Source organism: Gordonia sesuvii (assembly GCF_036350415.1).
Taxonomy (GTDB): domain Bacteria; phylum Actinomycetota; class Actinomycetes; order Mycobacteriales; family Mycobacteriaceae; genus Gordonia; species Gordonia sesuvii.
In genome coordinates, this window is the sequence record NZ_JAZDUF010000001.1 from 933654 (window position 1) to 956919 (window position 23266).

Annotated in this window: 25 protein-coding genes; 9 read left to right on the forward strand and 16 right to left on the reverse strand. The window is 65.7% G+C overall.

What is annotated here, in order from left to right:
• The first annotated feature begins 39 nt into the window (after positions 1–39).
• On the forward strand, positions 40–1578 hold the full coding sequence (locus VZC37_RS04330; protein ID WP_330431172.1) for an MDR family MFS transporter: 1539 nt from the start codon (positions 40–42) through the stop codon (positions 1576–1578).
• Here the strand turns inward: VZC37_RS04330 and VZC37_RS04335 are convergent.
• The 3 genes from VZC37_RS04335 to VZC37_RS04345 are packed head-to-tail and all read right to left on the reverse strand — an operon-like array spanning position 1522 to position 3175.
• On the reverse strand, positions 1522–2130 hold the full coding sequence (locus VZC37_RS04335) for a TetR/AcrR family transcriptional regulator (protein ID WP_330431173.1): 609 nt from the start codon (positions 2128–2130) through the stop codon (positions 1522–1524). The genes VZC37_RS04330 and VZC37_RS04335 overlap by 57 nt on opposite strands.
• Positions 2090–2797: a hypothetical protein gene (locus VZC37_RS04340; protein ID WP_330431174.1), complete on the reverse strand. Its 708-nt coding sequence runs from the start codon at positions 2795–2797 to the stop codon at positions 2090–2092. The genes VZC37_RS04335 and VZC37_RS04340 overlap by 41 nt, the downstream gene beginning before the upstream one ends.
• 6 nt (positions 2798–2803) lie before the next feature.
• Entirely contained in the window at positions 2804–3175 is a 372-nt protein-coding gene (locus tag VZC37_RS04345) for a hypothetical protein (RefSeq protein WP_330431176.1), read from the reverse strand.
• Between the two features lie 757 nt (positions 3176–3932).
• Here VZC37_RS04345 and VZC37_RS04350 point away from each other — a divergent pair.
• Complete coding sequence (locus tag VZC37_RS04350; RefSeq protein ID WP_330431178.1) at positions 3933–4616, forward strand: helix-turn-helix domain-containing protein; 684 nt, start codon at positions 3933–3935, stop codon at positions 4614–4616.
• Positions 4617–4646: 30 nt separating this feature from the next.
• Here VZC37_RS04350 and VZC37_RS04355 read toward each other — a convergent pair whose 3' ends face one another.
• A complete protein-coding gene (locus tag VZC37_RS04355; protein ID WP_330431179.1) occupies positions 4647–6113 on the reverse strand; it encodes an MFS transporter in 1467 nt (488 codons plus the stop codon).
• 61 nt (positions 6114–6174) lie between these two features.
• Here VZC37_RS04355 and VZC37_RS04360 point away from each other — a divergent pair, with 61 nt between their 5' ends.
• Positions 6175–6813, forward strand: a complete 639-nt coding sequence (locus tag VZC37_RS04360) for a TetR/AcrR family transcriptional regulator (protein ID WP_330431180.1) — start codon at positions 6175–6177, stop codon at positions 6811–6813.
• Between the two features lie 9 nt (positions 6814–6822).
• Positions 6823–7665: a sulfurtransferase gene (locus tag VZC37_RS04365; RefSeq protein ID WP_330431181.1), complete on the forward strand. Its 843-nt coding sequence runs from the start codon at positions 6823–6825 to the stop codon at positions 7663–7665.
• A 53-nt stretch (positions 7666–7718) separates the two neighbouring features.
• Here the strand turns inward: VZC37_RS04365 and VZC37_RS04370 are convergent, their stop codons facing one another.
• The 7 genes from VZC37_RS04370 to hsaA form a co-directional block, all read right to left on the reverse strand.
• The gene (locus VZC37_RS04370; RefSeq protein WP_330431182.1) at positions 7719–8339 is read right to left on the reverse strand and encodes a TMEM175 family protein; all 621 of its coding nucleotides are present in this window, start codon (positions 8337–8339) and stop codon (positions 7719–7721) included.
• Between the two features lie 49 nt (positions 8340–8388).
• Entirely contained in the window at positions 8389–9534 is a 1146-nt protein-coding gene (locus VZC37_RS04375) for a sulfotransferase family protein (RefSeq protein ID WP_330431183.1), read from the reverse strand.
• Positions 9527–10315, reverse strand: a complete 789-nt coding sequence (locus VZC37_RS04380) for an SDR family oxidoreductase (RefSeq protein WP_330431184.1) — start codon at positions 10313–10315, stop codon at positions 9527–9529. Before VZC37_RS04380 ends, VZC37_RS04375 begins: the two co-directional genes overlap by 8 nt.
• Positions 10312–11526, reverse strand: a complete 1215-nt coding sequence (locus VZC37_RS04385; protein ID WP_330431185.1) for a hypothetical protein — start codon at positions 11524–11526, stop codon at positions 10312–10314. Before VZC37_RS04385 ends, VZC37_RS04380 begins: the two co-directional genes overlap by 4 nt.
• A gap of 8 nt (positions 11527–11534) precedes the next feature.
• On the reverse strand, positions 11535–12107 hold the full coding sequence (gene hsaB, locus VZC37_RS04390; protein ID WP_330431186.1) for a 3-hydroxy-9,10-secoandrosta-1,3,5(10)-triene-9,17-dione monooxygenase reductase subunit: 573 nt from the start codon (positions 12105–12107) through the stop codon (positions 11535–11537).
• A 1-nt stretch (position 12108) separates the two neighbouring features.
• Positions 12109–13017: an iron-dependent extradiol dioxygenase HsaC gene (hsaC, locus tag VZC37_RS04395; RefSeq protein ID WP_330431187.1), complete on the reverse strand. Its 909-nt coding sequence runs from the start codon at positions 13015–13017 to the stop codon at positions 12109–12111.
• Between the two features lie 180 nt (positions 13018–13197).
• Complete coding sequence (hsaA, locus tag VZC37_RS04400; RefSeq protein WP_330431188.1) at positions 13198–14388, reverse strand: 3-hydroxy-9,10-secoandrosta-1,3,5(10)-triene-9,17-dione monooxygenase oxygenase subunit; 1191 nt, start codon at positions 14386–14388, stop codon at positions 13198–13200.
• A gap of 235 nt (positions 14389–14623) precedes the next feature.
• On the opposite strand from hsaA, the gene VZC37_RS04405 reads away from it, so the two are divergent.
• The 3 genes from VZC37_RS04405 to VZC37_RS04415 all read left to right on the forward strand — a co-directional run bounded on the left by VZC37_RS04405 (position 14624) and on the right by VZC37_RS04415 (position 16857).
• Entirely contained in the window at positions 14624–15838 is a 1215-nt protein-coding gene (locus tag VZC37_RS04405; RefSeq protein WP_330431189.1) for a 3-ketosteroid-9-alpha-monooxygenase, oxygenase component, read from the forward strand.
• A 2-nt stretch (positions 15839–15840) separates the two neighbouring features.
• Entirely contained in the window at positions 15841–16221 is a 381-nt protein-coding gene (locus VZC37_RS04410; protein ID WP_330431190.1) for a hypothetical protein, read from the forward strand.
• Between the two features lie 123 nt (positions 16222–16344).
• On the forward strand, positions 16345–16857 hold the full coding sequence (locus tag VZC37_RS04415; RefSeq protein ID WP_330431191.1) for a C40 family peptidase: 513 nt from the start codon (positions 16345–16347) through the stop codon (positions 16855–16857).
• On the opposite strand, the gene VZC37_RS04420 is transcribed toward VZC37_RS04415, so the two are convergent.
• Both VZC37_RS04420 and VZC37_RS04425 read right to left on the reverse strand, forming a co-directional pair.
• Positions 16832–17356, reverse strand: a complete 525-nt coding sequence (locus tag VZC37_RS04420; RefSeq protein WP_330431192.1) for a hypothetical protein — start codon at positions 17354–17356, stop codon at positions 16832–16834. The two genes, VZC37_RS04415 and VZC37_RS04420, sit on opposite strands and share 26 nt — an antisense overlap.
• The gene (locus VZC37_RS04425) at positions 17353–17958 is read right to left on the reverse strand and encodes a TIGR03086 family metal-binding protein (protein WP_330431193.1); all 606 of its coding nucleotides are present in this window, start codon (positions 17956–17958) and stop codon (positions 17353–17355) included. Before VZC37_RS04425 ends, VZC37_RS04420 begins: the two co-directional genes overlap by 4 nt.
• A gap of 159 nt (positions 17959–18117) precedes the next feature.
• On the opposite strand from VZC37_RS04425, the gene VZC37_RS04430 reads away from it, so the two are divergent.
• Both VZC37_RS04430 and VZC37_RS04435 read left to right on the forward strand, forming a co-directional pair.
• Positions 18118–18918 (forward strand): VOC family protein, encoded by an 801-nt coding sequence (locus VZC37_RS04430; protein ID WP_330431194.1) that lies wholly within the window; start codon positions 18118–18120, stop codon positions 18916–18918.
• Positions 18919–19085: 167 nt separating this feature from the next.
• Positions 19086–20012 (forward strand): hypothetical protein, encoded by a 927-nt coding sequence (locus VZC37_RS04435; RefSeq protein ID WP_330431195.1) that lies wholly within the window; start codon positions 19086–19088, stop codon positions 20010–20012.
• Between the two features lie 131 nt (positions 20013–20143).
• On the opposite strand, the gene dmpG is transcribed toward VZC37_RS04435, so the two are convergent.
• The 3 genes from dmpG to VZC37_RS04450 all read right to left on the reverse strand — a co-directional run bounded on the left by dmpG (position 20144) and on the right by VZC37_RS04450 (position 23259).
• Complete coding sequence (gene dmpG / locus VZC37_RS04440; RefSeq protein WP_330431196.1) at positions 20144–21220, reverse strand: 4-hydroxy-2-oxovalerate aldolase; 1077 nt, start codon at positions 21218–21220, stop codon at positions 20144–20146.
• Positions 21217–22122 carry an acetaldehyde dehydrogenase (acetylating) gene (locus tag VZC37_RS04445; protein ID WP_330431197.1) on the reverse strand — a complete coding sequence of 302 codons (906 nt, stop codon included), beginning with the start codon at positions 22120–22122 and terminating at the stop codon, positions 21217–21219. Before VZC37_RS04445 ends, dmpG begins: the two co-directional genes overlap by 4 nt.
• A gap of 348 nt (positions 22123–22470) precedes the next feature.
• Positions 22471–23259: a 2-keto-4-pentenoate hydratase gene (locus VZC37_RS04450; RefSeq protein WP_330431198.1), complete on the reverse strand. Its 789-nt coding sequence runs from the start codon at positions 23257–23259 to the stop codon at positions 22471–22473.
• Positions 23260–23266: the final 7 nt, after the last annotated feature.

A 23266-nucleotide genomic window follows, 5' to 3' on the forward strand; every position in this document is an offset into this window, starting at 1 on the left:
CTCGCTGTGTTTGCCGAAGAGCTGAGTGGGGAGTCGACTGTGAGCGAGGACGTGGCACTCGGTGGTTCCACCACCACCGAACGCACCGGGACGACGGCCGATCGGAGTGCCGTCGTGCTGATCGGACTGCTGCTGATCGCGGCGTTCGTCATGATCCTCAACGAGACGATCCTGAGCGTCGCACTGCCGACCCTCATGTCCGATCTCGACATCACCGCCGGGACCGCACAATGGTTGACCAGCGGTTTTCTGCTGACCATGGCCACTGTCATCCCGACCACCGGCTACATCCTGCAACGCTTCACGCTCCGGTCGGTCTACATCACGGCGATGTCGCTGTTCGCCGCCGGCACGTTGCTCGCAGCGCTCGCTCCCGGATTCGAGGTCCTGCTCACCGCGCGGGTCGTGCAGGCGAGCGGTACGGCGCTGATGGTCCCGCTGCTGATGACCACGATCCTCAACGTGATCCCCGAGCACTCCCGTGGCCGCACCATGGGTTTGGTCGCCATCGTCATCTCGGTCGCCCCCGCGGTCGGCCCGACGACATCCGGCCTGATCCTGCAATCCCTGAGTTGGCGGGCGATGTTCTGGATCGTGCTGCCCATCGCTGTCGGCGCACTGGTACTGGGCGGGCTCTTTGTCCGCAACGTCACCAAACCACGTCCGTCGCACCTCGACTTCATCTCGGTGCCGCTGTCGGCGCTCGGCTTCGGCGGCATCGTCTACGGCCTCAGCAGCATCGGCGAGTCGGCCGGCGGTCACGCGCCCGTCCCGCCGTGGGTTCCGCTGGTCGTCGGCGTGATCGCATTGGCCCTGTTCGTCGTCCGCCAGCTGAAACTCGCCGGCCGTGACCGGGCACTGCTCGACCTGCGCACCTTCGCCGTGGGCCCGTTCCGGCTGGCGATCATGATGATGGCCGGGTTCATGCTGACGCTGTTCGGCGCACTCATCATCCTCCCGCTGTATCTGCAGAACGTGCTGGGCAAGGACGTGCTCACGACGGGCCTCGTCCTGCTGCCGGGCGGCCTCGTGATGGGACTGCTCGCCCCCTTCGTCGGCGCCCTCTTCGACAAATTCGGCGCACGGCCGTTGGTGCTGCCCGGCACCGTCGCGGTCAGCGCCGGAACCTGGCTGCTCACCACCCTCGACGCGAACTCGTCGCTGTGGATGGTGATCGCCGCCCACGTCGTCCTCAGCACCGGTATCGCGTTCGGCCTGACACCGTTGATGACCTCGGCACTCGGGTCGCTGGCGCCGGAGCTGTACTCGCACGGCAGCGCGACCGTCAGCACCATCCAGCAGGTGGCCGGTGCCGCCGGTACCGCACTCTTCATCACCCTGATGACGCGCGGCACGGAGTCCGCCATCGCCGACGGCTCCGACCCGGTGCAGGCCGGTGCCGACGGCGTCCACACCGCGTTCCTGGTCGCGGGATGCCTGTCGATCGTCCTGATCGTCGCCGCCGTCCTGGTGCGCGGTCCGAAGCAGGCCACCATGGCCGGCGGCGCACCGGACGAACACTCACCCGGCTCGGTCGAGACCGAGGAAACGGCGGATCACCAGCCGAAGGGTGTCTGACTCGACCGCCGGGTCGAATCCCTCATCCCCGCAGCGAAGATAGAGCCCGTCGACGAACTGGATGATCCAGGTCGCCGCGACCTCGGGCGCGACATCGGTGTCCAGGTGGTCGATCGTGTCGGCCAGGAGCCGGTGGACGGCCATGTCGTCGGCCAGCATGGTCTGCGCCAGTCGTTCGTCAATCATCATCTGGGGCAACAGACATGCGACCATGCCGCCGGCCAGCGGATCTGCAAGATCGGCGGTCAGGACGTCGACGAGTGCCCAGAGCCGACGGCCCGGGTCCGACTCGTCGAGGCCGGCGAGGGTGTCCGCGCGACGGAGTGCGTCACGTTCGACGATCGCATGAAGGATGGCGCGTTTATCGGCGAAATAGTGGAACAGCGTGCCCGAACCCACACCGGCCGCCGCGCAGATGTCTTTCACCGACGTCGGCTCGAAGCCCTTGGTGGCGAACGCGACAGCGGCCCGGTCGAGGATCGCATCGCGTCGCTGCGCGTGACGGACCGGATCAACGGTCCGCATCGTCGCGCCCCGTGGATTGCTCGTCACCGTCGTCGACCACCTCGGCCGATCGCGCCTTTCGGCGACGCTGGCGGCGGGTTTCCAACACGGCCAGCGCCACCGAGATGGCAACCGGGACAATGATCCCGAACCATGGCGGCAGGTCGATGGTCATCGATGGCATCCACGCCTTGATCGCGTCGATCGGTGCGCGCAACCAGTACATCGGATTGAGGTACTGCATCCAGTCCGGCAGATCAACGCTCGGCAAAGTCACGTCGGGCAGGTCGATATCGGGGCTGTACCGCTCGACTATGGCGCGCACCAGCGCGCCGATGCCGAGTATCGCCACCACCGCACCGAGTGTGCTCGTGACAACGCGGCGTGCGGCGTAGACACCCGGATGCTTCTCACGGAACTGCCACAACCGATGCGCAGATGTCCCGTCCGGCGGTTCGAACCAGTCGCCCCCTATCATCTCGGCCCCGCCGCCGATCAACTCCGCACGCTTCACCTCGCGGCGCAGGCCGAACCGAATCCGGACCTTGACGTCGTCGGCCTCGATGTCCTTGGTGTCGAGCATCGAGCCGCTGACCTCACCGACCGTCGCACCATCGACGTGCAACGATGCCGTCGTGCTTTTCGGCCCACGGGATTCCACCACCGATAGTCGTCGACCTTCTTCGACGAGGACGTGCTCATTAGTGGAACGCACACTCCATTAATGCCACGCGACACCGCGGCGCACGACGTGCGTTACACCGATCGCCGCATAGCCGGCGGTGATCGCAATCAACGACAACGCGGCCCGTCTCGACACCTCCGGCCGTCGGCCCCAGACCAACCCGGCAACCGTGTCGGAGAGGTCGATCGCGAGTGAGAAGGTCTCCCATCTCCCCCGCTCGTGTTGTGCCGCAGTGAGATAGCCGGCTCCCATGGCGACCGCTCGGGCGCCATAGACCTGTGTCATGTACGCGAGTTCACTCGACGGTTCGCTGACCCCGACGGCCGCCGCGAAGCGTCGCGGTGCAAGAACCGACGCCACACCCAGCAGTATTCGACCACCGGCGAGTACCTTCATCCGGTCGTTCATCCCACCCCTCCGTACGTCACCGATCGTCTTCCGTCCGCCAGAACTCGGCCCGGAGCAGTTTCTCTGAGGCCTTCCGTCGGCGTGGCCCGCTGCCAGGGCCACTCTCGACTTCCAGCAGGTCGCGACGTCGGCTCGACGATCCGCATCAGGTGTGACTTTCCGTCGGTGACGATCAGAGAGCAGCCGGCCGGAAGACGCCGCGCCAGAGTCGAGTTCTGCCTGCTCGGGCGGCCGCACATACCGACCACCAGCGTCGTGATCCCGTGGTCGGCGGCGACACGGAGAAGCACACGAACCGGGCCACCTTGTTGGACAACGGAAACGACGTGACCCGCTCCATTGTGGCCGGCGATTTCTCTACCGCGTCGAACGACCTCGTCCACCACTGCCGAGTCGCTGAGCAGGTAGGAATCGCCTTTGAGGGCATCGGCATCCGCGGACCTCACGTTCGACCTCCGACGCACGCCCACCGCAGTGCACACCACAAGTTGCCCGGGACTCTCGCTTCGCCGCCCGGCAATGGCGATCAACGCATCCGCCGACGCACCTGATCCACTCCACCCCACCAACACCGGCCCCGGATCAACTGGGGCCGCGTCGAACCCGGCCAATCGTTGCCATGTGACTTTTCGCGACCTCAACTGCTCGACCATCGTGGCCTCCTTGTCACCATCGACGCTACATAACTTTTAGAAGTAAGTGCAACACTTTTCTTAGTGAACAATGCACAGACATCTCCTGCGCGTAGGATGGTGCGGTGACGCGGCGAAGCTATTACCAATTCTGTGGACTGTCCCGCGCACTGGACGTGGTCGGAGAGCGGTGGACGCTGCTCATCGTGCGCGAGTTGATGGCGGGTCCGAAGCGATACTCCGACCTGTCAGACGCGTTGACCGGCATCGGCACGAGCCTTCTGGCCACGCGGCTCAAACAACTCGAGTCGGACGACATCGTCAACCGCCGGTACCTGAGCCCACCCGCCGCCTCGACCGTCTACGAATTGACCGCAGCCGGACAGGAACTGGCGGATGCCATGGTGCCGTTGGCGATGTGGGGAGCACGACATCACGCGGTCGACGGGCGAACCGGCTCGGAGAAGTTCCGCGCCGACTGGGCCTTACTGTTCCTTGCACGCCTGGTCGACACCACCGACCTGTCAGGTGCCGACGACACCTACGAGTTCCGAGTCGACGACAGCACTGCGACGATGCGCGTCGACCGAGGACAGATCACCGTCACCCCGGGCAGCGCCGTCGACACGGCCAACGCCGCGGCGGACGCCGTGATTGTCACCGATTCGACGACGATGGCCGCCATCTCCGGAGGACGCCTCACCGTCGCCGACGCACTGGCGGGCGGCGCGGTCACCATCGACGGCTCACCGGCAAGCCTCGGTCCGATACTCGCCGCGATACAGGAGCGATTGCCCGCCCACCCCTGACTCCTGCGGGGGCGTCGTCGAGGGCACGTCTCAGACCGACGCGTCAGCCGCCGCCTTCGCGCGCCGCCGATGTCCGAACTCGTCGACGAGCCCCAATGCCAGCGCGACGGCCACCAGCAGTGTGGCCGTGGCGAGCCCGAACTCGAAAGCCCTCGACCAGTCGCCGGTGTCGCCGATCTGGGCGAAGAACACCGCCCCGACCAGGGCGATACCCGCGGCCGAACCGATCCGCTGACCGGTCTGCAGCACGCCCCCGGCGATACCCGCGCGCGTCACCGGCACCTCATCGAGGCTGATCGTGAGATTCGGCGAGATCACCAGGCCGGAACCGACACCGGCCACCAGGAGCGGCAGCGCGGTGGCGAATCCGACCGCATGGCCCGACGCGAGGTGCGCGGCCACGATGGTGCCGAGCATGCCGATCACTGCGCACACCAGGCCGACGATCACCAGCTGGCGACCGACTCGATGCACGATGTTGCCGCCGAACCTGGCGGCGATGGCCGAGCCGATGGCGAACGGGGTCAGTGCCAGTCCGGCCTGCAGCGCCGTGTATCCCAGCCCCTGCTGGACGTACAGGGTGTAGATGAAGAAGACGGTGGTGAAGCCGGCGAAGTAGACCAGTGCGATCAAGCATCCGATCGAGTAGGACCGAAGGGAGAACAGCGACAGATCGACGAGGGGCGGATGTCCGACCCGTTCCTGACGGCGTTCCCAGAACACGAAAGCCACCAGCAGAATCGCCGCGACGACGAGCAGCAACCACTTGGCGCTGCCCTCCCACTGTTCCTGCTGGACCATCGGGAGGAGCAGGGTGAACACGCCGCCGCCGAGCAGAAGGACGCCGGGCGGGTCGAAGGTTCCGCGGACCGGCTGCTTGAGCTCCGCCGGTCGCGCGGGCAACAGCTTCCACGCGGCGACGAAGGCAACCACACCGATGGGCACGTTCACGAAGAACACCCAGCGCCACCCGTGTTCGACACCGCCGACCTGGATCAGGAGGCCACCGAGCAATGGACCGACGGCCGTCGAGATCCCGATCGTGGCCGCGAACAGCCCGAACGCCTTGCCGCGCTCCGCACCGCGGAAGAGTAGTTGGATCAGGCCGGAGACCTGCGGGGTGAGGATGCCGCCGGCGACGCCCTGGATGAGCCGCCAGATCACCAGTGACAACGGGCCCTGCGCGAATCCGCACGCTGCCGATGACACCACGAACAGGGTGAGGCCGACCAAGAAGATGGTCTTGCGGCCGCGGGCGTCGCCGATCCGGCCGGACGGGATCAGGAACAGGCCGAAGGTGAGCGCGTAGCCGGAGACGACCCAGGAGAGGTCGGCGGCGGTGGCGCCGAGACCCTGTTCGATCGACGGCAGTGCGACGTTGACGATCGACACGTCGAGCAGGGTCATGAAGCCGACGATGAGGCAGACGCCCAGCGCCTTCCACCGCCGCGGGTCGGGCTGATAGGTGTCGTCGCTCCCGGTCAGTGCGCTCGCCATGCGGCCCCTTTCGGATAAGTCGTGACCACTCCAAAACGGAACAGACCTGTATCGTATTCCCATGGAGTCGCCCGCAGCACAGGTGCACGGCGCCGGTCGGCGACGCGACCCCGCCACGGACGTGGCCATCCGGGACGCGGTACTCGACAGCATCGCCGACGGCGCCACCCTGAGTGGGCTCTCCCTGGTCACCGTCGCTCGGCGCGCGGGTGTCTCCCGCAACAGCCTCTATCGCCGCTGGAGTTCCAAGGACGAGCTGTACCTGGACGTTCTCGACTCGATCAATCTCCCGCTGCCGGCCACTCGGGCGGAGACGACCCGGGACGGGATCATCGCGCTGTTGCGGGTGCTCGCCGAGCGCATCGTCGACCGCCGCGCGACCGCCATGGTGCGGGCGTTGACCGCCGAGGCCGGGCAGTTCCCCGATCTGCACCGACGCTACTTCGAAGAGGTGGTCGCGCCCCGGCGCCGGGCGTTGGTCGAGGTGCTGAACCGGGGGGTGGACCGCGGCGAGATCCGCCGCGATGTGGATGTGGAGTTCGTCGCGGAGCTGTTGGTGTCCCCGTTGCTGGCGCGGATGTCCGCCGGGGACATCGCGGACATCGACCCCCGGGCGATGAGCGTGCGCGTCGTCGACCTGGTCCTGACGGGCGCCGAGACCCGAGACGATGCACCCGGTGACGGCGACGCGCGTCGGTAGGCTCGAGTCATGACAACGCCACGCGTCATCAGCGCAGCCGACCTGCACGACCGGCTCGGCGAGCCCACGGTCCGCATCATCGACGCCACCGTGCACCTGAGCTTCGACGAACGTGGTGCGCATGTCGAGTCCGGTCGCGCCACCTATCTCGACGGCCATATCCCCGGCGCGGTGTTCGCCGACCAGATCGCCGACCTCGCCGACCCGAACGGCGACGCGCCCTTTGCCGCGGCCCCGTCGGACCGCTTCGCCGCAGCGGTGGGTGCGCTCGGTGTCGGCGACGACACGCAGGTCGTGGTCTACGACACCGTGAACGGCATCTGGGCCACGCGCCTGTGGTGGCAGTTCGGACTCGAGGGATTCGACGACGTCACCGTCCTCGACGGCGGACTCGCGGCGTGGGTCGGCGCCGGGTTCCCCACCGAAACCGGCGATGTCGACGTTCCCACCGCGTCGTTCACCTCCCGACGCCGCGCGGATCGGATCTACTCCACCTCCGACGTCGCCGCCTCCCTCGACGACCCATCGGTACTCCTGATCAACGCCCTCGACCGGGAATCCTTCGCCGCTGCCCGCATCCCCGGCAGCGTGAACGTCCCGTTCGGCGAGCTCGTCGACGAATCCGGACAGCTCAAGCCGATGGCGGAACTGCGCAGCATCTTCGAGTCGGTGGGGGCTCTTGACGAGTCAGTTCGCCCTGTCACCTATTGCGGGGGTGGAATCGCCGCCACCGCTGCCGCTTTCGCACTGCACGCCGCCGGACGAGACGGCACCGCCGTCTACGACGGATCGATGAATGCGTGGACCGCCGACCCGAACCGTCCGCTGGATTCCGACTCGACCACATCCTGAAGTGAATCCGCTGTCTCCTCGCCGAGATGAGCGGATTCGTCACCGGCGGCCGACTACCGCGCTCTGCGAAGTCTGCGCAGTAGTTGTTCGAGCGGTCCCGAGAAGAACAGCAATACCAGCGGCCAGACGCCCACCTTCGGAAAGGCGATGGCGATCGCCAGCGCGACGGCGAGCAGAACGCAGCTCGCCAACCCCGTTCGCTGGGCGATCCAGACACCGGTGTCGGCGTTGTCGTCGAGCAGCGCGGGATGCCGAGCGCCCCATTCGGTCATCGCGACCAGGGAGAGCACCGAGACCGCCAGGACACCGATGTACACCGCGTTGGCCCGTTCGATGTGGATGTTGTCCATCAGCGCGGTCGCGAAGGGCAGGACGACGATGGTCAGCAACCACAGGAAGTGCAGCTCGAACAGCGTGCGGTCGTAGGCGCGGAAGTTCTCCATCATGCGGTGATGATTACGCCACAGCACCCAGATCACGACGAAGCTGACGGCGAAGCTGACCAGCGCGGGCTGGTGGTCGCGCAACACTGCACCTATCGAGGTCGAATCGCGGATCTCGCCGGGGATCTCGGCCAGCGGCAGCACGAGCAGTGTGAGCGCGATCGCGACCACCGCATCAGAGAATGCGATCAGGCGACGGAAGCCCTCTTCTGTCTGCCGATACTCGGCCATGAGCTGAACAGTACGTCGAGCCGCCGCACGGCGTGTGGTGACGAACGGATCAGCGGGCGAATGCCTCTGCCACTGCCGCTTCGGTGAGACCGTAGTCGGCGAGGTCGTAGCGGTGCCGCGGCTTGCGATCACCCGAGGCGCTTTCGTCGTCCAGGGTGACCATCGCGGCGCGTGCGTCATCGGTGAGTTCCGCACCGAGCGCACCGTAAACCCGCTCGACGGTTCCGAACGGATCCCGTCGCAAGTCGGCGAAGTCGACATCCACGAACTGCGCCGGGTCGTAGTTGCGTCGCGCGGACTCGAACTCACGAAGTCCCCGCGACCACAGCTCGAGTTGTGTCCGGCCGATCGTGTCGCCCACGAACGTGCTCGACCATCCCGGCGTGGCGTTCTCCGCGAGACTGCACATCGACGCGATGATCGTCTCCGGCGGCCGGTGCGTTTGTACAACCAGAGCATCGGGATAGGTCGCCATCAGTGCGTCGAGGGCAAACATGTGGCTGGGGTTCTTCAGAACCCACCGTTTGTCGGGATCGTTCAGCCCGATCATCTGCAGGTTGCGCCGATGCCGCCGGTACGCCGGCGTCCAATCCTGCTGGGCGAGCCATTGCGAATAGGTCGGCAGGTAGGCCAACGACTCGTATGAGATCGACATGATGTTCTGCCGCAACAGCTGCCAGCACTCCTCGACCTCTGCGGCGGTCATGTAGTGCAGTCCCATGAACTCCGGGTTGTCGACGTGGTGCTGTTCGAGTCCGGCGTTGATCTGTTCGTACACGGGATTGGATTCCCATGACTCACGTGGGGGGCGCGGCTGCGGGAACTCGGCCAGCCACATCTCGAGTCCCTGATGTGCGGGGTCGGCGGTGAGTAGCCGGTGGAGGGCGGTGGTTCCGGTGCGTGGCAGCCCGGTGACGAAGATCGGCCGGGTGATCGGTACGTCGACGTAGCCGGGGTTGTTCTGCCACGATGACTCCGACAACAAGCGTGCGATGAGCGCGCCCTTGAGTAAGAACCGGAACATCTTGCTGCCGAGTTCGGTGAGGTCGGCGTCGCGGGCATACGACTCGAGCAGTACCTCGAGCGCCGGGAGGTAGTCCTGGTCGCCGAAGTCGTCGAGACCTGTTGCGCGGGTGGCCGCTTCGTGTAGATCGTCGACTGTCCCGACGTTGAGACGGGGCGCGGCGCTAGTCATGGTATTCGCCACAGTTGACGTCGAGGGTGTGCCCGGTGATGGCGCTGGCCATCGGTGATGCCAGGAAGACCACCGCCTCGGCGATCTCGTCCGGTTCCGGCAGCCGTTTGAGATCGGACTTGCTCGCCGTCTGCGCGTACACCTGTTCCGGGGTGATCTCGTACTTCTTGGCGACCTCGCCGAAGTACCACTTCAGCTGATCGTCCCAGATGTAGCCGGGTGCGACGGTGTTGATGCGGATGCCTTTGTCCCCCAGCTCGGTCGCCAGCGTCTGCGACATCGCCAGCAGCGCCGATTTTGCGAGCTTGTAGCTGCCGTAGCGGGGTTCGGAATGCCGGATGACCATGGAGTTGATGTTGACGATCGAGCCCTTCGCCTCGGCAAGTGACTCGGTGAACGCCTTGATCACCCGCAGTGTACCGAGCACGGTGAGGTCGATGCTCGCTGCGATGTGGTCGAAGTCGGTGCGCGCCAACGGTTTCATCGACGGCAGTGCGAACGCATTGTTGACGACGACGTCGACGCGACCGAACTCGGCGCGAGTGGCGTCGACGAGGGACTCCACGGCCGCGTCGTCGGTGATGTCGGTCGGGACGACAAAGGATGTGCCGCCGGCGGAATCGATCTCGGCGGCCACCTCCTTCAACCTCGATTCGGTCCGGGCAGCGAGGACCACCGTTGCGCCGGCCGCCGCCGCCCGCAGGCAGATCGATCGGCCCAGCCCGGGGCCGACTCCGGAGACGACGACGACCTTGTCGGCCAGCAGACCCGAGTTCGTCACAGCAACATCCTCTCCGCAAAAGCGCGTTGTCGGGCCGCGATCCGCGCCGACCACCCCACCTCGTCGACGGCATTGTCCGACAGATACGGAAGGTGTTGTGCGACATCGCCGATGTCGATGACCTGCGCACTCGGCCCCTGGTCGGGAGCTATCGCCTCGTCCGTTCGCTGCCAACGGAACTGCATGATCCCGGTGGTGCGGCCCGTGGTCTCGATCCAGTTCGCGACGCCCGGGTTCCGGCGCGAGACGACCATCCGGATCATGCCATCCGGATCGACCTGCGCCTGAGCGGAATTGAGGCTCGTCTGGTGGTTCACGTAATCCAGCGAGATGTACCACATGCTGCCGAGCTGGAAGCCCTGGTAGGGCGCATCGGATCTCGGGACCGTGATGATCATCGCCTCGTCGTCGGCGAGCCGGTAGTGACCCACAGACGAGTACTGTGTGGCCAGCCCACCAGGGGTGAGGCGCGGCGCGGTGAACGTGTTGACCGGCTCATCCAGATAGAACCACTTCGGGAAGTTGAACCATGTGTTGATCCGGGAGGTCAGCATCTTTGCGGCCGTGGCGTAGCGTCGGGTCACCCGCGTGAGGTCTGGCTCGTCGGGCGCGGTTCCCGCGGTGTCGACCCGCTCGATCGAGATGGTGCCCTTGCGCTGATTCCAGTCGCCGTACACCTCCCGCACCGACAGCATCGACGCTCCCTCGGCGAGCGTGAAGTAGTCGGCGCGCTTCTCGTCGATGGGTGGGCCGAAAGTGATCTCGAAGTTTCCGTTTCCGTCGATGGGGATGCGCCGATCGTCGAATGCGTCGTCGCCGCCGGGCACCGACGACGGCGTGTAGTCGCCGGTGAGGACCTGAAAGCTCAGATCGACCGTTTCGCCACGGCGACCGCGGACGACGTAGGTGCCGGTCGGCTCGAGATCGGCGTGGTAGTAGAGGGTGTCGGGATTGTCGAGCCCCATCTTGGTCATCGGCCCGGTCGACGTGATGAAGTTCGGGTGGCTCTTCTGCCGGGATCGAACGAGTTGCACGATCGCCGCGATACTGCCGGCAAGGTAGTCGTAGCCCTCGGCGAGATCCTGCTCGGACTCGACGAAGTCCGCTGACGCGATGAGCTTCTCGGCCTCGGCGATCGCGTCGGTGAATGGTCGGGTGACATCTGGTGGTGGCGTGACATCGGGTTGATTCTCGGTGGTCGCCCCGCTCATCGGTGAGCTCATAGCCAGGTGTCGCCTCCGGTCCAGGTGAGGAAGTTCTCCAGTTCGGCTTGCGCGGGCGTGACCCGTGGATGTTCGGTGGACAGGTACCCACCGCGGTAGAACAGCAACGGCTTGTCCTGCAACACTTCACCGAGGGTCAGTGCGCGACCGATGACGATGTGGTGGTCGCCGCCGTCGGTGACTCGTTCGACGTCGCACTCCACCCAGGTCAGGGCGTGCCGGATCACCGGAAGACCGGCCGGCGACGGATCCCAGGTCACGTGCCGGAACTTGTCGTCACCCGGTGCACCGAATGCGGCACTGACGTCCTGCTGACGGTTCGACAGAACGTTGACGCAGAACTTTCCGCTGTGCTCGATCACCTTCCAACTCCGCGAGGTCTTCTTCGGACAGAAGAGCACCAGCGGCGGATCGAGCGACAACGCTGCGAACGATTGACAGGCGAATCCGGCCGGCGCACCGCCGTCGTCGATGGTCGTGATGACGGTGACGCCCGTGCAGAACTGGCCCATGGCGGTGCGGAACTGTCGGGTGTCGAAATCTGCGGAACCGTAGGGGGTGCGGGTCATCTCACTTGAATCCGACACTGAAGTCATGCCCCCACAGACTCACCGCCGTACTCTCCCGGGCGATCCAGTCGTCGTCCTTGACAGTTCGTCCTTCGCAACCGAACTCGACATCGAACCCGCCCGGGGTCTTCATGTAGAACGAGAGCATCAGGTCGTTGACGTGTCGGCCCAGCGTGGCCGACATCTTCACCTTCTTGCGCAGTGCTCGATCAAGGCACAGCCCGACGTCGTCGGAGTTCTCCACCTCCACCATCAGATGCACGATTCCGGTGCTGTTGGGAATCGGCAGGAACGCCAGTGAGTGGTGGCGGGGATTGCAGCCGAGGAACCTCAGCCACGGGGACTCGTCGCCCTCTTCGCGGCCGACGGCTTGCGGGGGGAGCCGCATGGAGTCGCGCAGGCTGAATCCGAGGACATCACGGTAGAACGCCAGCGCGGCCTTGTCGTCGTCACATGTGAGGACGACATGCCCGAGGCCCTGTTCGTCGGTGACGAACCTGTGCCCGTAAGGGCTCACCACACGGCGATGCTCCAGTGCGACACCGTGGAACACCTCCAGGGTGTTGCCCGCCGGGTCGTCGAACACGACCATCTCGACGACGCGACGATCGGCCAGTTCCTCGTCCTTGGCCTCGCGGAAGACCACTCCCGCCCGGGACAGGCGATCGCGCACATCCTGCAGGGCTTCGGCGTTGGCGCATTCCCAACCGGAGACCTGCAGTCGGTCGTGCTCCCCGGGGACGATGACCAGCCGTGCCGGGAAATCGTCCATCCGCAGGTACAACGCACCCTCGGTGAGTCCGGCTCCCTCGATCATGCCGAGGACCTTGAGCCCATACTGACGCCACGCGTCCACGTCGGTGGCCTCGATCCTCATGTACCCGAGGGATCGGATCGGGCTGTCACTCATGTGTTCTCACTCCTCATAGTTTGCGTCGCGTGGGGCGAGCGCGCACCTACCCCGATCCCTGAGGAACGAGGCGCTAGCCGAGTGTCACGAAGGGCGCCCCTTCGTGACAGTCCTCCGCTAGCGCTCCGGACCTCCTCAGGGATCGGAACAGAAGCCCAGTGGCGAATGCTCACCGCGAACTCACACCATCGTGTCGCCGATGGGAATCCCGAACTCGCCGTTGCCGAATGCGACATAGGCACGCTCCGGATCGTTTGCCGCATGGACGCGGCCGGCGTGGGCGTCGCGCCAGAAGCGCTGGATCGGCGAGTCGTTGTTCAGCGCTCCGGCGCCCGAGTTCTCGAAGAGACTGTCGATCGACGCGATGGCCCGACCGGTGGCGCGCACCTGATCCCTTCGTGCGGCGAGGCGCAGTTCCATCGGGATCTCCTCGCCGGCGAGGATGAGGTCGTACTCGGCCTGCAGATTGCCCGCGAGCTGACGCCATGCGGCGTCGATGTCGCTGGCGGCGCCGGCGATGCGCACCTTGGCAAACGGATCGTCCTTGCTCTTCTCACCGGCGTACGCTGCTCGCACACGCTTGCCCTGATGTTCGACGTGCGCCTGGTACGCGCCGTAGGCCATACCGACGATCGGTGTCGCGATGGTGCTGGGATGGATGGTCCCCCAGGGCATCTTGTAGACCGGCGCGGTGTTCTGCTCGAGCCCCGGGCTCTGGTACGCACCCATGGTGCGCATGCTCAGCACGCGATGCTGCGGGACGAAGACGTCCTTGACCTCGAGGGTGTTGGACCCGGTTCCCTTGAGACCCACCACGTGCCACACATCTTTGATCGTGTAGTCCTCGCGCGGCAGCAGATACGTGACGAAGTCGACCGGCTTGCCACGCTTGAGGACGGGACCGCCCACGAACGTCCAGTCCGCGGTCTCGCAGCCCGAGGAGAAGGCCCAGTTCCCGTTGACCTTGTAGCCACCCTCGACGACCTCGCCCACACCCATGGGTGCATACGAGGACGAGATCCGGACGTTGGTGTCCTTGCCCCACACGTCCTCCTGCGCCTGCTGGTCGAAGAGCGCGAGGTGCCAGTTGTGGATGCCGATGATGCCGGAGACCCAACCCGTGGAACCACACGCCGAAGCGATGCGGCGTACCGCTTCGTAGAAGGTGACGGGGTCGACCTGGTAGCCACCCCATTGTTCGGGTTGCATCAGCTTGAAGAATCCCGCGCCCTCGAGGCTCGAGACGGTCTCGTCCGGGATGCGCCGCAGATCTTCGGTCTGCTGCGCACGCTGTTCGATCTCCGGCAGAAGAGCGTTGATCTTCTCCAGGACCTGCTCGGCCGCCTCGCTCCGCTGTGGCTGTGCTGGCATCTCGCCCGCTCCTACTCGTTGCTCGACGGCCTCTCGGCCGTCCCTGGTTCTCATCTGATCTTGAGATTAGAACACGTTCTCATTTATGTCGAGCACTGGGACTTTGTGCCCATTTCCTGGTCCGATCATCACCGAGTGGCTCGATCGACTCGCCATTTTTGTAACATGTTCTAGTATTGGGAGTGAGCCGATTCGCACCGAACGAGCGAATCACGCGCCAGAACAGGAGTAACGGATGTCAGCGACGCCTCAGACGACCATCGGCACCACGGCCCCCGCCGGTGACGACGTCGACGTGCGTGAGATCGACACCGGGGCGCCGCCCGAGCGGTTCGCGCGCGGTTGGCACTGCCTGGGCCTCGTCTCGGATTTCACCGACGGCAAGCCTCACTCGGTACACATCTTCGGCACCAAGCTGGTGGTGTGGGCCGATTCGAAGGGCGAGGTCAACGTCCTCGATGCGTACTGCCGCCACATGGGCGGCGATCTCTCGCAGGGCAGCGTCAAGGACGACAACGTCGCGTGCCCGTTCCACGGGTGGCAGTGGAAGGGCAACGGTCGATGCGCCGGCGTGCCGTACGCCAAGCGCAATCCGAAGCTCGCGAAGACACGCGCGTGGCCGACGATGACCCGCAATGGCCAGGTGTTCGTCTACAACGACCCCGAGGGCAATCCGCCGCCGGAGGAGTGCATCATCCCCGAGCTCGACGAGTTCGGTTCGGATGAATGGACGCCCTGGACGTGGAACCGCATCGTCATCGAGGGCTCGAACTGCCGCGAGATCATCGACAACGTCGTCGACATGGCGCACTTCTACTACGTGCACTTCGCCCTGCCGGACTACTTCAAGAACGTCTTCGAGGGCGAGGTCGCCGCGCAGTACATGAACTCGCACGGCCGGCCGGATGTCACGTTGGGCACCAACTACGGCGACAGCCGGCTGGAATCGATTGCCGCGTACTACGGCCCGGCCTACATGCTGAATCCGATGGTGCAGTACTACGGCGGATTCGCGGTGGAGACCGTCCTCACCAACTGCCACTACCCGATCGACTCGAACTCGTTCGTGCTGATGTACGGCGTCATGGCCAAGGTGCCCGAGGGCCTCACCTCCGAGCAGGCCGCGAAGATGGCGAAGAAGATCACCGCGGGCGTCGAGGTCGGGTTCCTCCAGGACGTCGAGATCTGGAAGAACAAGACCCGCATCGACAATCCGCTGCTCGTCGAAGAGGACGGGCCCGTCTACCAACTGCGGCGTTGGTACGACCAGTTCTACGTCGACAAGGCCGAGGTCACCGAAGAGATGACCCAGCGTTTCGAGTACGAGATCGACACCTCGAAGGCACTGGAGAGCTGGGGCGTGGAAATCGAGGAGAACCTGCGGCGACAGAAAGAGGAAGCCGACACCGAGGCGGACGACACCACGGCGTCGGAGAAGGCCGAGGTCTGACGATGACGCGCGCTCGGGTGGACGGCTGGGCGAAGGCTCCCGACTTCCACGGCGACCCCGAGCGGCGCGCTGCCGTGGATGCGGCCACCGAACGCGACCGCGAGCATTACCTGCGGGGCGGGATGCGGGAGATCGAGTGCCGGTCGTGTCACGCCTGCGTGCTCGTCAAAAAGACCAGCGCGTTTCACACCAGCGTGCAGTGGACCGCGGATGCCCGGACGCGGTGCAACCACCTCGAGCGCGCCGATGACTCCGGAAAGGCGCTACTGCCCGGAGCCATGATGCCGACCTGTCCGCGGTTGTCGGCGAGCATCGACCACGGCGTTGCCGAGGGAATCATCCCGTCGGAGTCACCGGAGTCCGATCCAGACGGCTATTGGTGACTGGTGTCGTACGGATGGGGGACAAATCCATACGGCTGGTGAATAGTCTTCACTTCCGTCACTTCTTCACCACACTCAATCGAAACTTGAGACAAGTGGAGCAACGTCCGTCACTGTGGTGACATGTTCGCTCTTCGACGCCGCGTGGTCGGCGCAGTGTGCGCTGTCGCCCTCGCCACCGGTGTCGCCGTCGGCTCGGTAGGGCCCGCCGTCGCCGACACGGGTTCCGCCGGTTCCGCAGGTTCGTCGGGGTCGGCAGACCTTCATCTTCCGGTGCCCACCCCGGCGGGGATGCAGGCGCTGTCGGCGGCGATGAGCCAAATCGGCCGGCCGTACCAGTGGGGCGGCACCGGACCGTGGTCATGGGACTGCTCGGGTCTGGTGCAGTGGGCGTTCTCGACAGCCGGCGTCAAGGTCCCGCGTGTGAGTCAGCAACAGCAATACGCGGGGCGGGCCATCCCGTTCTCTGCACTCGCGCCCGGCGACATCATCATCTTCTATCGCGACGCGAGTCACGTCGGGATCTACGCCGGATTCGGCCAGGTGTTCAACGCCTACGGCCCGAACGGCGCACCGATCGGCTTCACCCCGCTGAACCATTGGTCCTACATCAAGACGATCCGTCGGCTGGGGTGATCGCCGCGGCCACCACAAGGCCGATCAGCGCGATCCCGACGAACAACACGCCGAGCAGCCCGTAGCCGACGTCGATGAGGGGTGACTCGACTCGTACCGCGTCTTGCACCCGCTGATCGAACAGGTGGGCGCCCGGGTCGGCAAGTGTCGGGATCGCCACCGCGAGCGCACCGATCGCGCATAACCCAACGATGACGACTGCCGGCCATCGCAGGGCCGGACGCCACCACGCGACGAGCGCCACGACGGCGATCAGCGCGCCGAGGACCACCGTCCACAGACCGGGTCGCATCGTGTGCTCTTCCAGGAACGCCACATCCTCAGGGGCCGCCCCGGGCACGCGCACCCGGCCGAGGCCGGTGATGGACGGTTGCACGCCGGCATCCGACACACCCCACGGCACCAGACTGAACGCGACGAGCAGCAGGCCGGCGACCGCGGCGATCGGCCAGGTGAATCGCCGGACCGTCGCGCGTGCACGATCGGTTCCGTCGCTCATTCCTCCAGGGTGCCATGCGGCCAGAACGGATCGCGGCCGGTCAGACCGGCGAGCCGGTCGACGAGCGCGGCGTCGGCGGGCACCTCCACCACCGGCCCGAACATGCCGTCGCGCTCACTCTGCGGCTGCGGCGGGTAGTGAAAGTCGAAGACGGCCGCGAGGACCTCGTCGGGGAGGGCATAGGCGACCCGGATGCTGCGCGCGACGTCCCAGCCGTGCAGCACCAGTTCGGACAGCGCGACCATGCCCAAGACCTCGGCGGGGAGGTCGACACCGCCGGCCTGGCTCATCCCCTCCCAGGCCGACTGATTGTCCCAGGCGTCGGCCAGGTCTCCGACGTGGCGCCGCAGGTCGTCTCGCCAGTTCGCGGGCAACTCGGCCTGCGAAGGCTCGGGCGGTGTGGATGTCAAGGGCCCGAACTCTTTTCGAGCGGCGGCGGCGAACGCCTGGGCGAGGCCGTCGACATGGCCGAGGAGCGCGGCGAGATCCATGTCGCATGGTGTCGGCCGGTCGAGCATGTCGTCGGTGATGGTCGCGGTCATCGCCAGCATCTCATCGGCGGCGGTCGCGATCTGACGGGCCTGGGTGACGTCGGTGGGCATGTGACTGCCTTTCGGTCGGCGGGTTCACTCGCAGGTGTAGACAGGTTGGCCGACTGTTTTTCATCGGTGTGCCCGTTCGGCGCACGTCACCGATGACTTTCGGCCACGCTTGATGTCAGCAGTGGTGACCGATCCCCAACCCTGTTGAAAGGACTCGCGATGAGCGACTACTCGGCGCCGGTGGGCGCACCGATCTGGTTCGACCTGATGAGCAGTGACCCTGACAAGGCCGCCGAGTTCTACGGCGCGATCTTCGGCTGGGAAGCCGAGGAGGCCAATGCCGATTTCGGCGGCTACCGGAACTTCCTCAAGAACGGCAAACGTGTGGCCGGCTGCGGTCCGGTCATGGACCCCGCAGGCCCGTCCGACGTCTGGTCGGTGTACCTGCACACCACCGACCCGGCCGCCACCGTTCTGGCCGTCGAGAAGGCCGGCGGTTCGATGATGGTTCCGCCGATGGACGTCGGTGACATGGGCACGATGATGGTCGCCACCGACAGTGCGGGTGCGGTGATCGGGTGGTGGAAACCCAACACCCATCCGGGCTTCCTCGAGTGGGGCACCCATGGCACCCCCTACTGGTTCGAATGCCAGAGCAAGGACTACAAGAAGTCCATCGAGTTCTACACCGACGTCATCGGTGCCCGCGTCGAGCAGGTCGGTACCGGCGGCGACCCGGACACGGTCGGTCCCGACTTCTACGGCCAGGTCTTCGTCGGCGAGGACTCGTACTCCGGAATCATGGATGCGTCCAAGCTGTTTCCGGCCGAGGTGCCGTCGTTCTGGCAGGTATACATCACCGTCGACGATGTGGCCGCGACCGTGAAGCAGGTCGAGTCGCTCGGGGGTGGGGTGATGATGGCCGGTGAGGAAACCCCCTACGGCACACTCGCTGCCGTCACCGACCCGTTCGGTGCGGTGTTCTGCCTTGGGCATCCGCCGGCGGGGTGGGACGGCTGACGTCGGGCTCGGCGCGGTTCACGCGGGTCGGCTCGGGTGACGCGGGCCGGCTCGGTTCACGCGGGTTGTCGACAGCCCGCGTGACCTGATTCGGCCCGCGTAACGGTTGGCCGCCGGCACCCGAAAAGTCGTGGGCACCGATTGTGGCGCTGCTGCGTCCAACAGTCATGACCCGATTCCCGACAGATCGTCACGGCCTGATCCACCGCTCCGCTGTCCTCGCCGCGCATTTCTCCGAGGAGGATTACCGACGCGCCATCCGGAAGAAGGAGATCGTCCCCGTCGGTCGAGGCGTGTGCGTCGCGGCCGGCGAGCGCACTGCCCGCGAGTGGTACAAGCTCAGGGTCATCGCGGCGGCGGTCACTAGCGAAGTCGCTCCGACGCTGAGCCATCAGTCTGCCGCGGCCATCCACGGGCTGGAGATGCTGAAACCCGCGCTCCGGCGGGTTCATATGATCACCGGCAGCCCAAATGGTGGCTACCGTACGAGCACCCAGCATCGGCACGTCGGCACCTTGCGTCCCGATGAAATCGTCGACGTTGACGGTTTCCACGTCACCTCGATCGAGCGAACGGCCGTCGACGTCGCGTGTACGAGCACGATGGGCTTCGCCGGCGCACTTGCAATTTTCGACTCCGCGCTTCGCAATGGTGCTGATCGTGAAGTGATGGCCAGAATGCTCCGCGGCAGGCGACGTGGAGCCCAGCAGGCGCGGCGGGCCCTTCATCATGCCGACGGGCTGTCCGAGAACCCCGGTGAATCGTGGGGACGCGCACAGATGATCGAAGCGGGCCTCCCGATCCCTCGGCTCCAACATGAGTTCCGCGACGACGACGGCACTCTCATCGCCCGCACCGACTACGACTGGGATGGGCGCCTGGTGGGCGAGTTCGACGGCAGGGTCAAGTACGAGAAGCACTTGCGGCCCGGCGAATCCACCGCCGACGCCGTCATCCGTGAGAAGGCCCGGGAGGATGCACTGCGTCACCGCCGAATCCAGGTGGTGCGCTGGACGTGGGCCGATCTCGAGGCAGGAAGGGTCGTCGACATGATCCGGGAATGGCTGACTCATCTGGCCATCTCGGCCGCCTGAGGCGGGACGTCGACTCCGGAAACGCGGGTCGGCTCGGAACCCGCGGGTCGGCTCGGGCCACGCGGGTTGTCGACGGCCCGCGTGAGCCGAATTGACCCGCGTGACCAGTGACAGCCCGCGTGGACGAAGCGTCAGACCCCGGCGTTGGCGTCCTGCTTCTTCTTGAGTTCCAGCGCGATGTCGATGAGCTGGTCTTCCTGTCCACCAACGAGTTTGCGACTACCGGCCTCGAGCAGGATCTCGGCGGCCGAGACGTTGTAGCGTTCGGCGTGGCCCTCGGCGTGCTTGAGGAAGCTCGAGTAGCAGCCGGCGTAGCCCATCATCATCGCCGAGCGATCCACCAGGCATTCCGACGGCATGGCCGGACGCACCACGTCCTGGGCGGCGTCGGCGATCTTCATGAAATCCACCCCGGTGGTGATACCCAACTTGTCGCACACACCCACGAACGCCTCGGTCGGTGTGTTGCCGGCACCGGCACCGAACCGGCGGATCGACCCGTCGATCTGCTGCGCGCCGGCACGAATCGCGTTGATGGAGTTGGCCACCGCGATGTCGAGGTTCTCGTGGCCGTGGAAGCCGATCTGCGCATCATCGCCGAGTTCGGCTCGGAGCGCCTGTACCCGATAGGTGACGTCCTCGAGGACCAGCGCGCCTGCGGAGTCGACGACGTACACGCACTGGCAGCCGGCGTCGGCCATGATGCGGGCCTGTTCGGCCAGCTTCTCCGGCGGTTGCGAATGGCTCATCATCAGGAATCCGACTGTCTCCAACCCGAGGTCGCGGGCGAGCCCGAAGTGCTGGATCGACACGTCGGCCTCGGTGCAGTGGGTGGCGATGCGGCAGATCTGCCCACCGTTGTCCTGCGCGGCCCGGATGTCGTCCTTGGTGCCGAGTCCGGGCAGCATCAGGAACGCGATCTTGGCCTGCTTCGCGGTCTCCGCGGCAGCCTTGATCAGTTGCTGCTCCGGGGTCTTGGAGAATCCGTAGTTGAACGACGACCCACCGAGTCCGTCGCCGTGGGTCACCTCGATCACCGGCACACCCGACGCGTCGAGCGCGCCCACGATGTCACGCACCTCCTGTTCGGTGAACTGGTGACGCTTGTGGTGGCTACCGTCGCGCAACGACGAATCGGTGATCCGGATGTCGAGCGTGTCGGAGTACTTGCGTGCGTTCGCCATCAGGTCTGTGGTGGCAGTGCTCATGCCGATGCTCCCAACTTGGTCTTCGCGATCTCTTCGCCGACCTTGGTGGCGGCGGCGGTCATGATGTCGAGGTTGCCCGAGTACGGCGGCAGGAAATCGCCGGCGCCTTCGACCTCGACGAAGATCGACACCCGGGCGTGGCCGCCGTTGATGGCCGAGGGCGGATCGAACTGCGGGTCCTGCAGCAGCCGATAGCCCGGCACGTACGACTGGATCTCTTTCTCACGCTTGTGGATCGACTCGGCGATAGCGTCGGTGTCGGCGTCCTCGGGGATGGCACAGAAGATGGTGTCGCGCATGATCATCGGCGGGTCGGCCGGATTGAGGATGATGATCGCCTTGCCACGCACGGCACCACCGATGGTCTCGATCCCCTTCGACGTCGTCTTGGTGAATTCGTCGATGTTGGCGCGGGTGCCCGGCCCGGCCGACACCGACGCGACCGAGGCAACGATCTCGGCGTAGGGCACTGGCACCACCGACGACACCGCATGCACCATCGGAATCGTCGCCTGCCCACCACAGGTGATCATGTTTGTGTTCGGTGCGTCGAGGTGTTCACGCAGATTGGCCGGCGGGACCACTGCGGGCCCGACCGCCGCGGGAGTCAGGTCGACAGCGGTGATCCCGGCCGCCTCGTACTTCGGCGCATACTCACGATGCACATAGGCCGAGGTGGCCTCGAAGATCAGATCGGGCTTGTCCGACGACCCCAGCAGCTCGTCGGCACCCCCACTCATCGTGATCAGCCCGTGGTCGGCGGCTCGCTTCATACCCTCCGAGTCGGCGTCGATACCGACCATCCAGCGGGGCTCGATGACCTCGGATCGTTGCAGCTTGTACATCAGGTCGGTGCCGATGTTGCCCGACCCGATGATTGCTGCGGTCAGCTTGGCTGGCATTTACAACTCCTCTCGTTGGTTTATGTCCCGGTTCCTGAGGAGGCCCGGAGCTTGCGGAGGGCCGTCACCCCGGTTCCTGAGGAGGCCCGGAACTTGCGGAGGGCCGTCACCCCGGTTCCTGAGGAGGCCCGGAACTTGCGGAGGGCCGTCACCCCGGTTCCTGAGGAGGCCCGGAGCTTGCGGAGGGCCGTCACGAAGGACCGGCCCTTCGTGACGCTCGCAAGCTCGCTCCTCAGGGACCGGAAAGACTGACGCTCGCTCCTCAGGGACCGGAAAGACTGACGCTCGGGCCTCAGGGACCGGAAAGACTGACGCTCGCAAAGTCGCTCCTCAGAGACCGAACAGACGCTAATCGAAGTCCAGGGTGACCGACCCGAGACCGGCGAATTCGGCCACGAAGTGATCACCCGAAACGATGTCAATGGCCCGTGTCGCGGTTCCCGGCAGGATGACGTCGCCCTTCTTGAGCCGCACCCCGAACGAATCGACCTTGCGCGCCAACCACGACACCGCATTCAGCGGATGCCCCAGCACCGCCGACGAATTACCCTTCGCGACGATCTCCCCATTACGGTGCAACACCGCATCGATGTCGCCTGTGTCGATCTCGCTGATCGGGACGCGCTGCTGCCCCAGAATCCAGCCGCACGATGACGCGTTGTCGGCAATCGTGTCGCACAACGTGATCTTCCAATCGGTGATGCGCGAGTCGATCAGTTCGATCGACGGCACCACCCATTCGACCGCATCGATGACGTCGTCGTTGGTGCAGCCCGCACCGGGCAGATCCTTGCCGAGGATGAATCCGACCTCGACCTCCACCCGCGGGAAGCACAGCTTCTTCGCGTCGATCGGCGCCGACTCGAAGTACTGCATCTCGTCGAGCAGATGCCCGTAGTCCGGCTCGTCGACGTTCATCATCTTCTGCATGGCCTCGGACGCCAGGCCCACCTTGTGCCCGGCGACCTTCGCGCCGGCGTCCAAGCGCTTGCGAATGTTGATCAGCTGGATCTCGTACGCGTCGACGACATCGAGGTCGGCATACGTGTCCGTGGGTCGATCAATTGCCACCGCGGAGCGTTCCGCGTCCCACAGGTCAGCCGCGATCTTCTCGCGAATTGCCTGGTCGACCGCCATTTTCTCC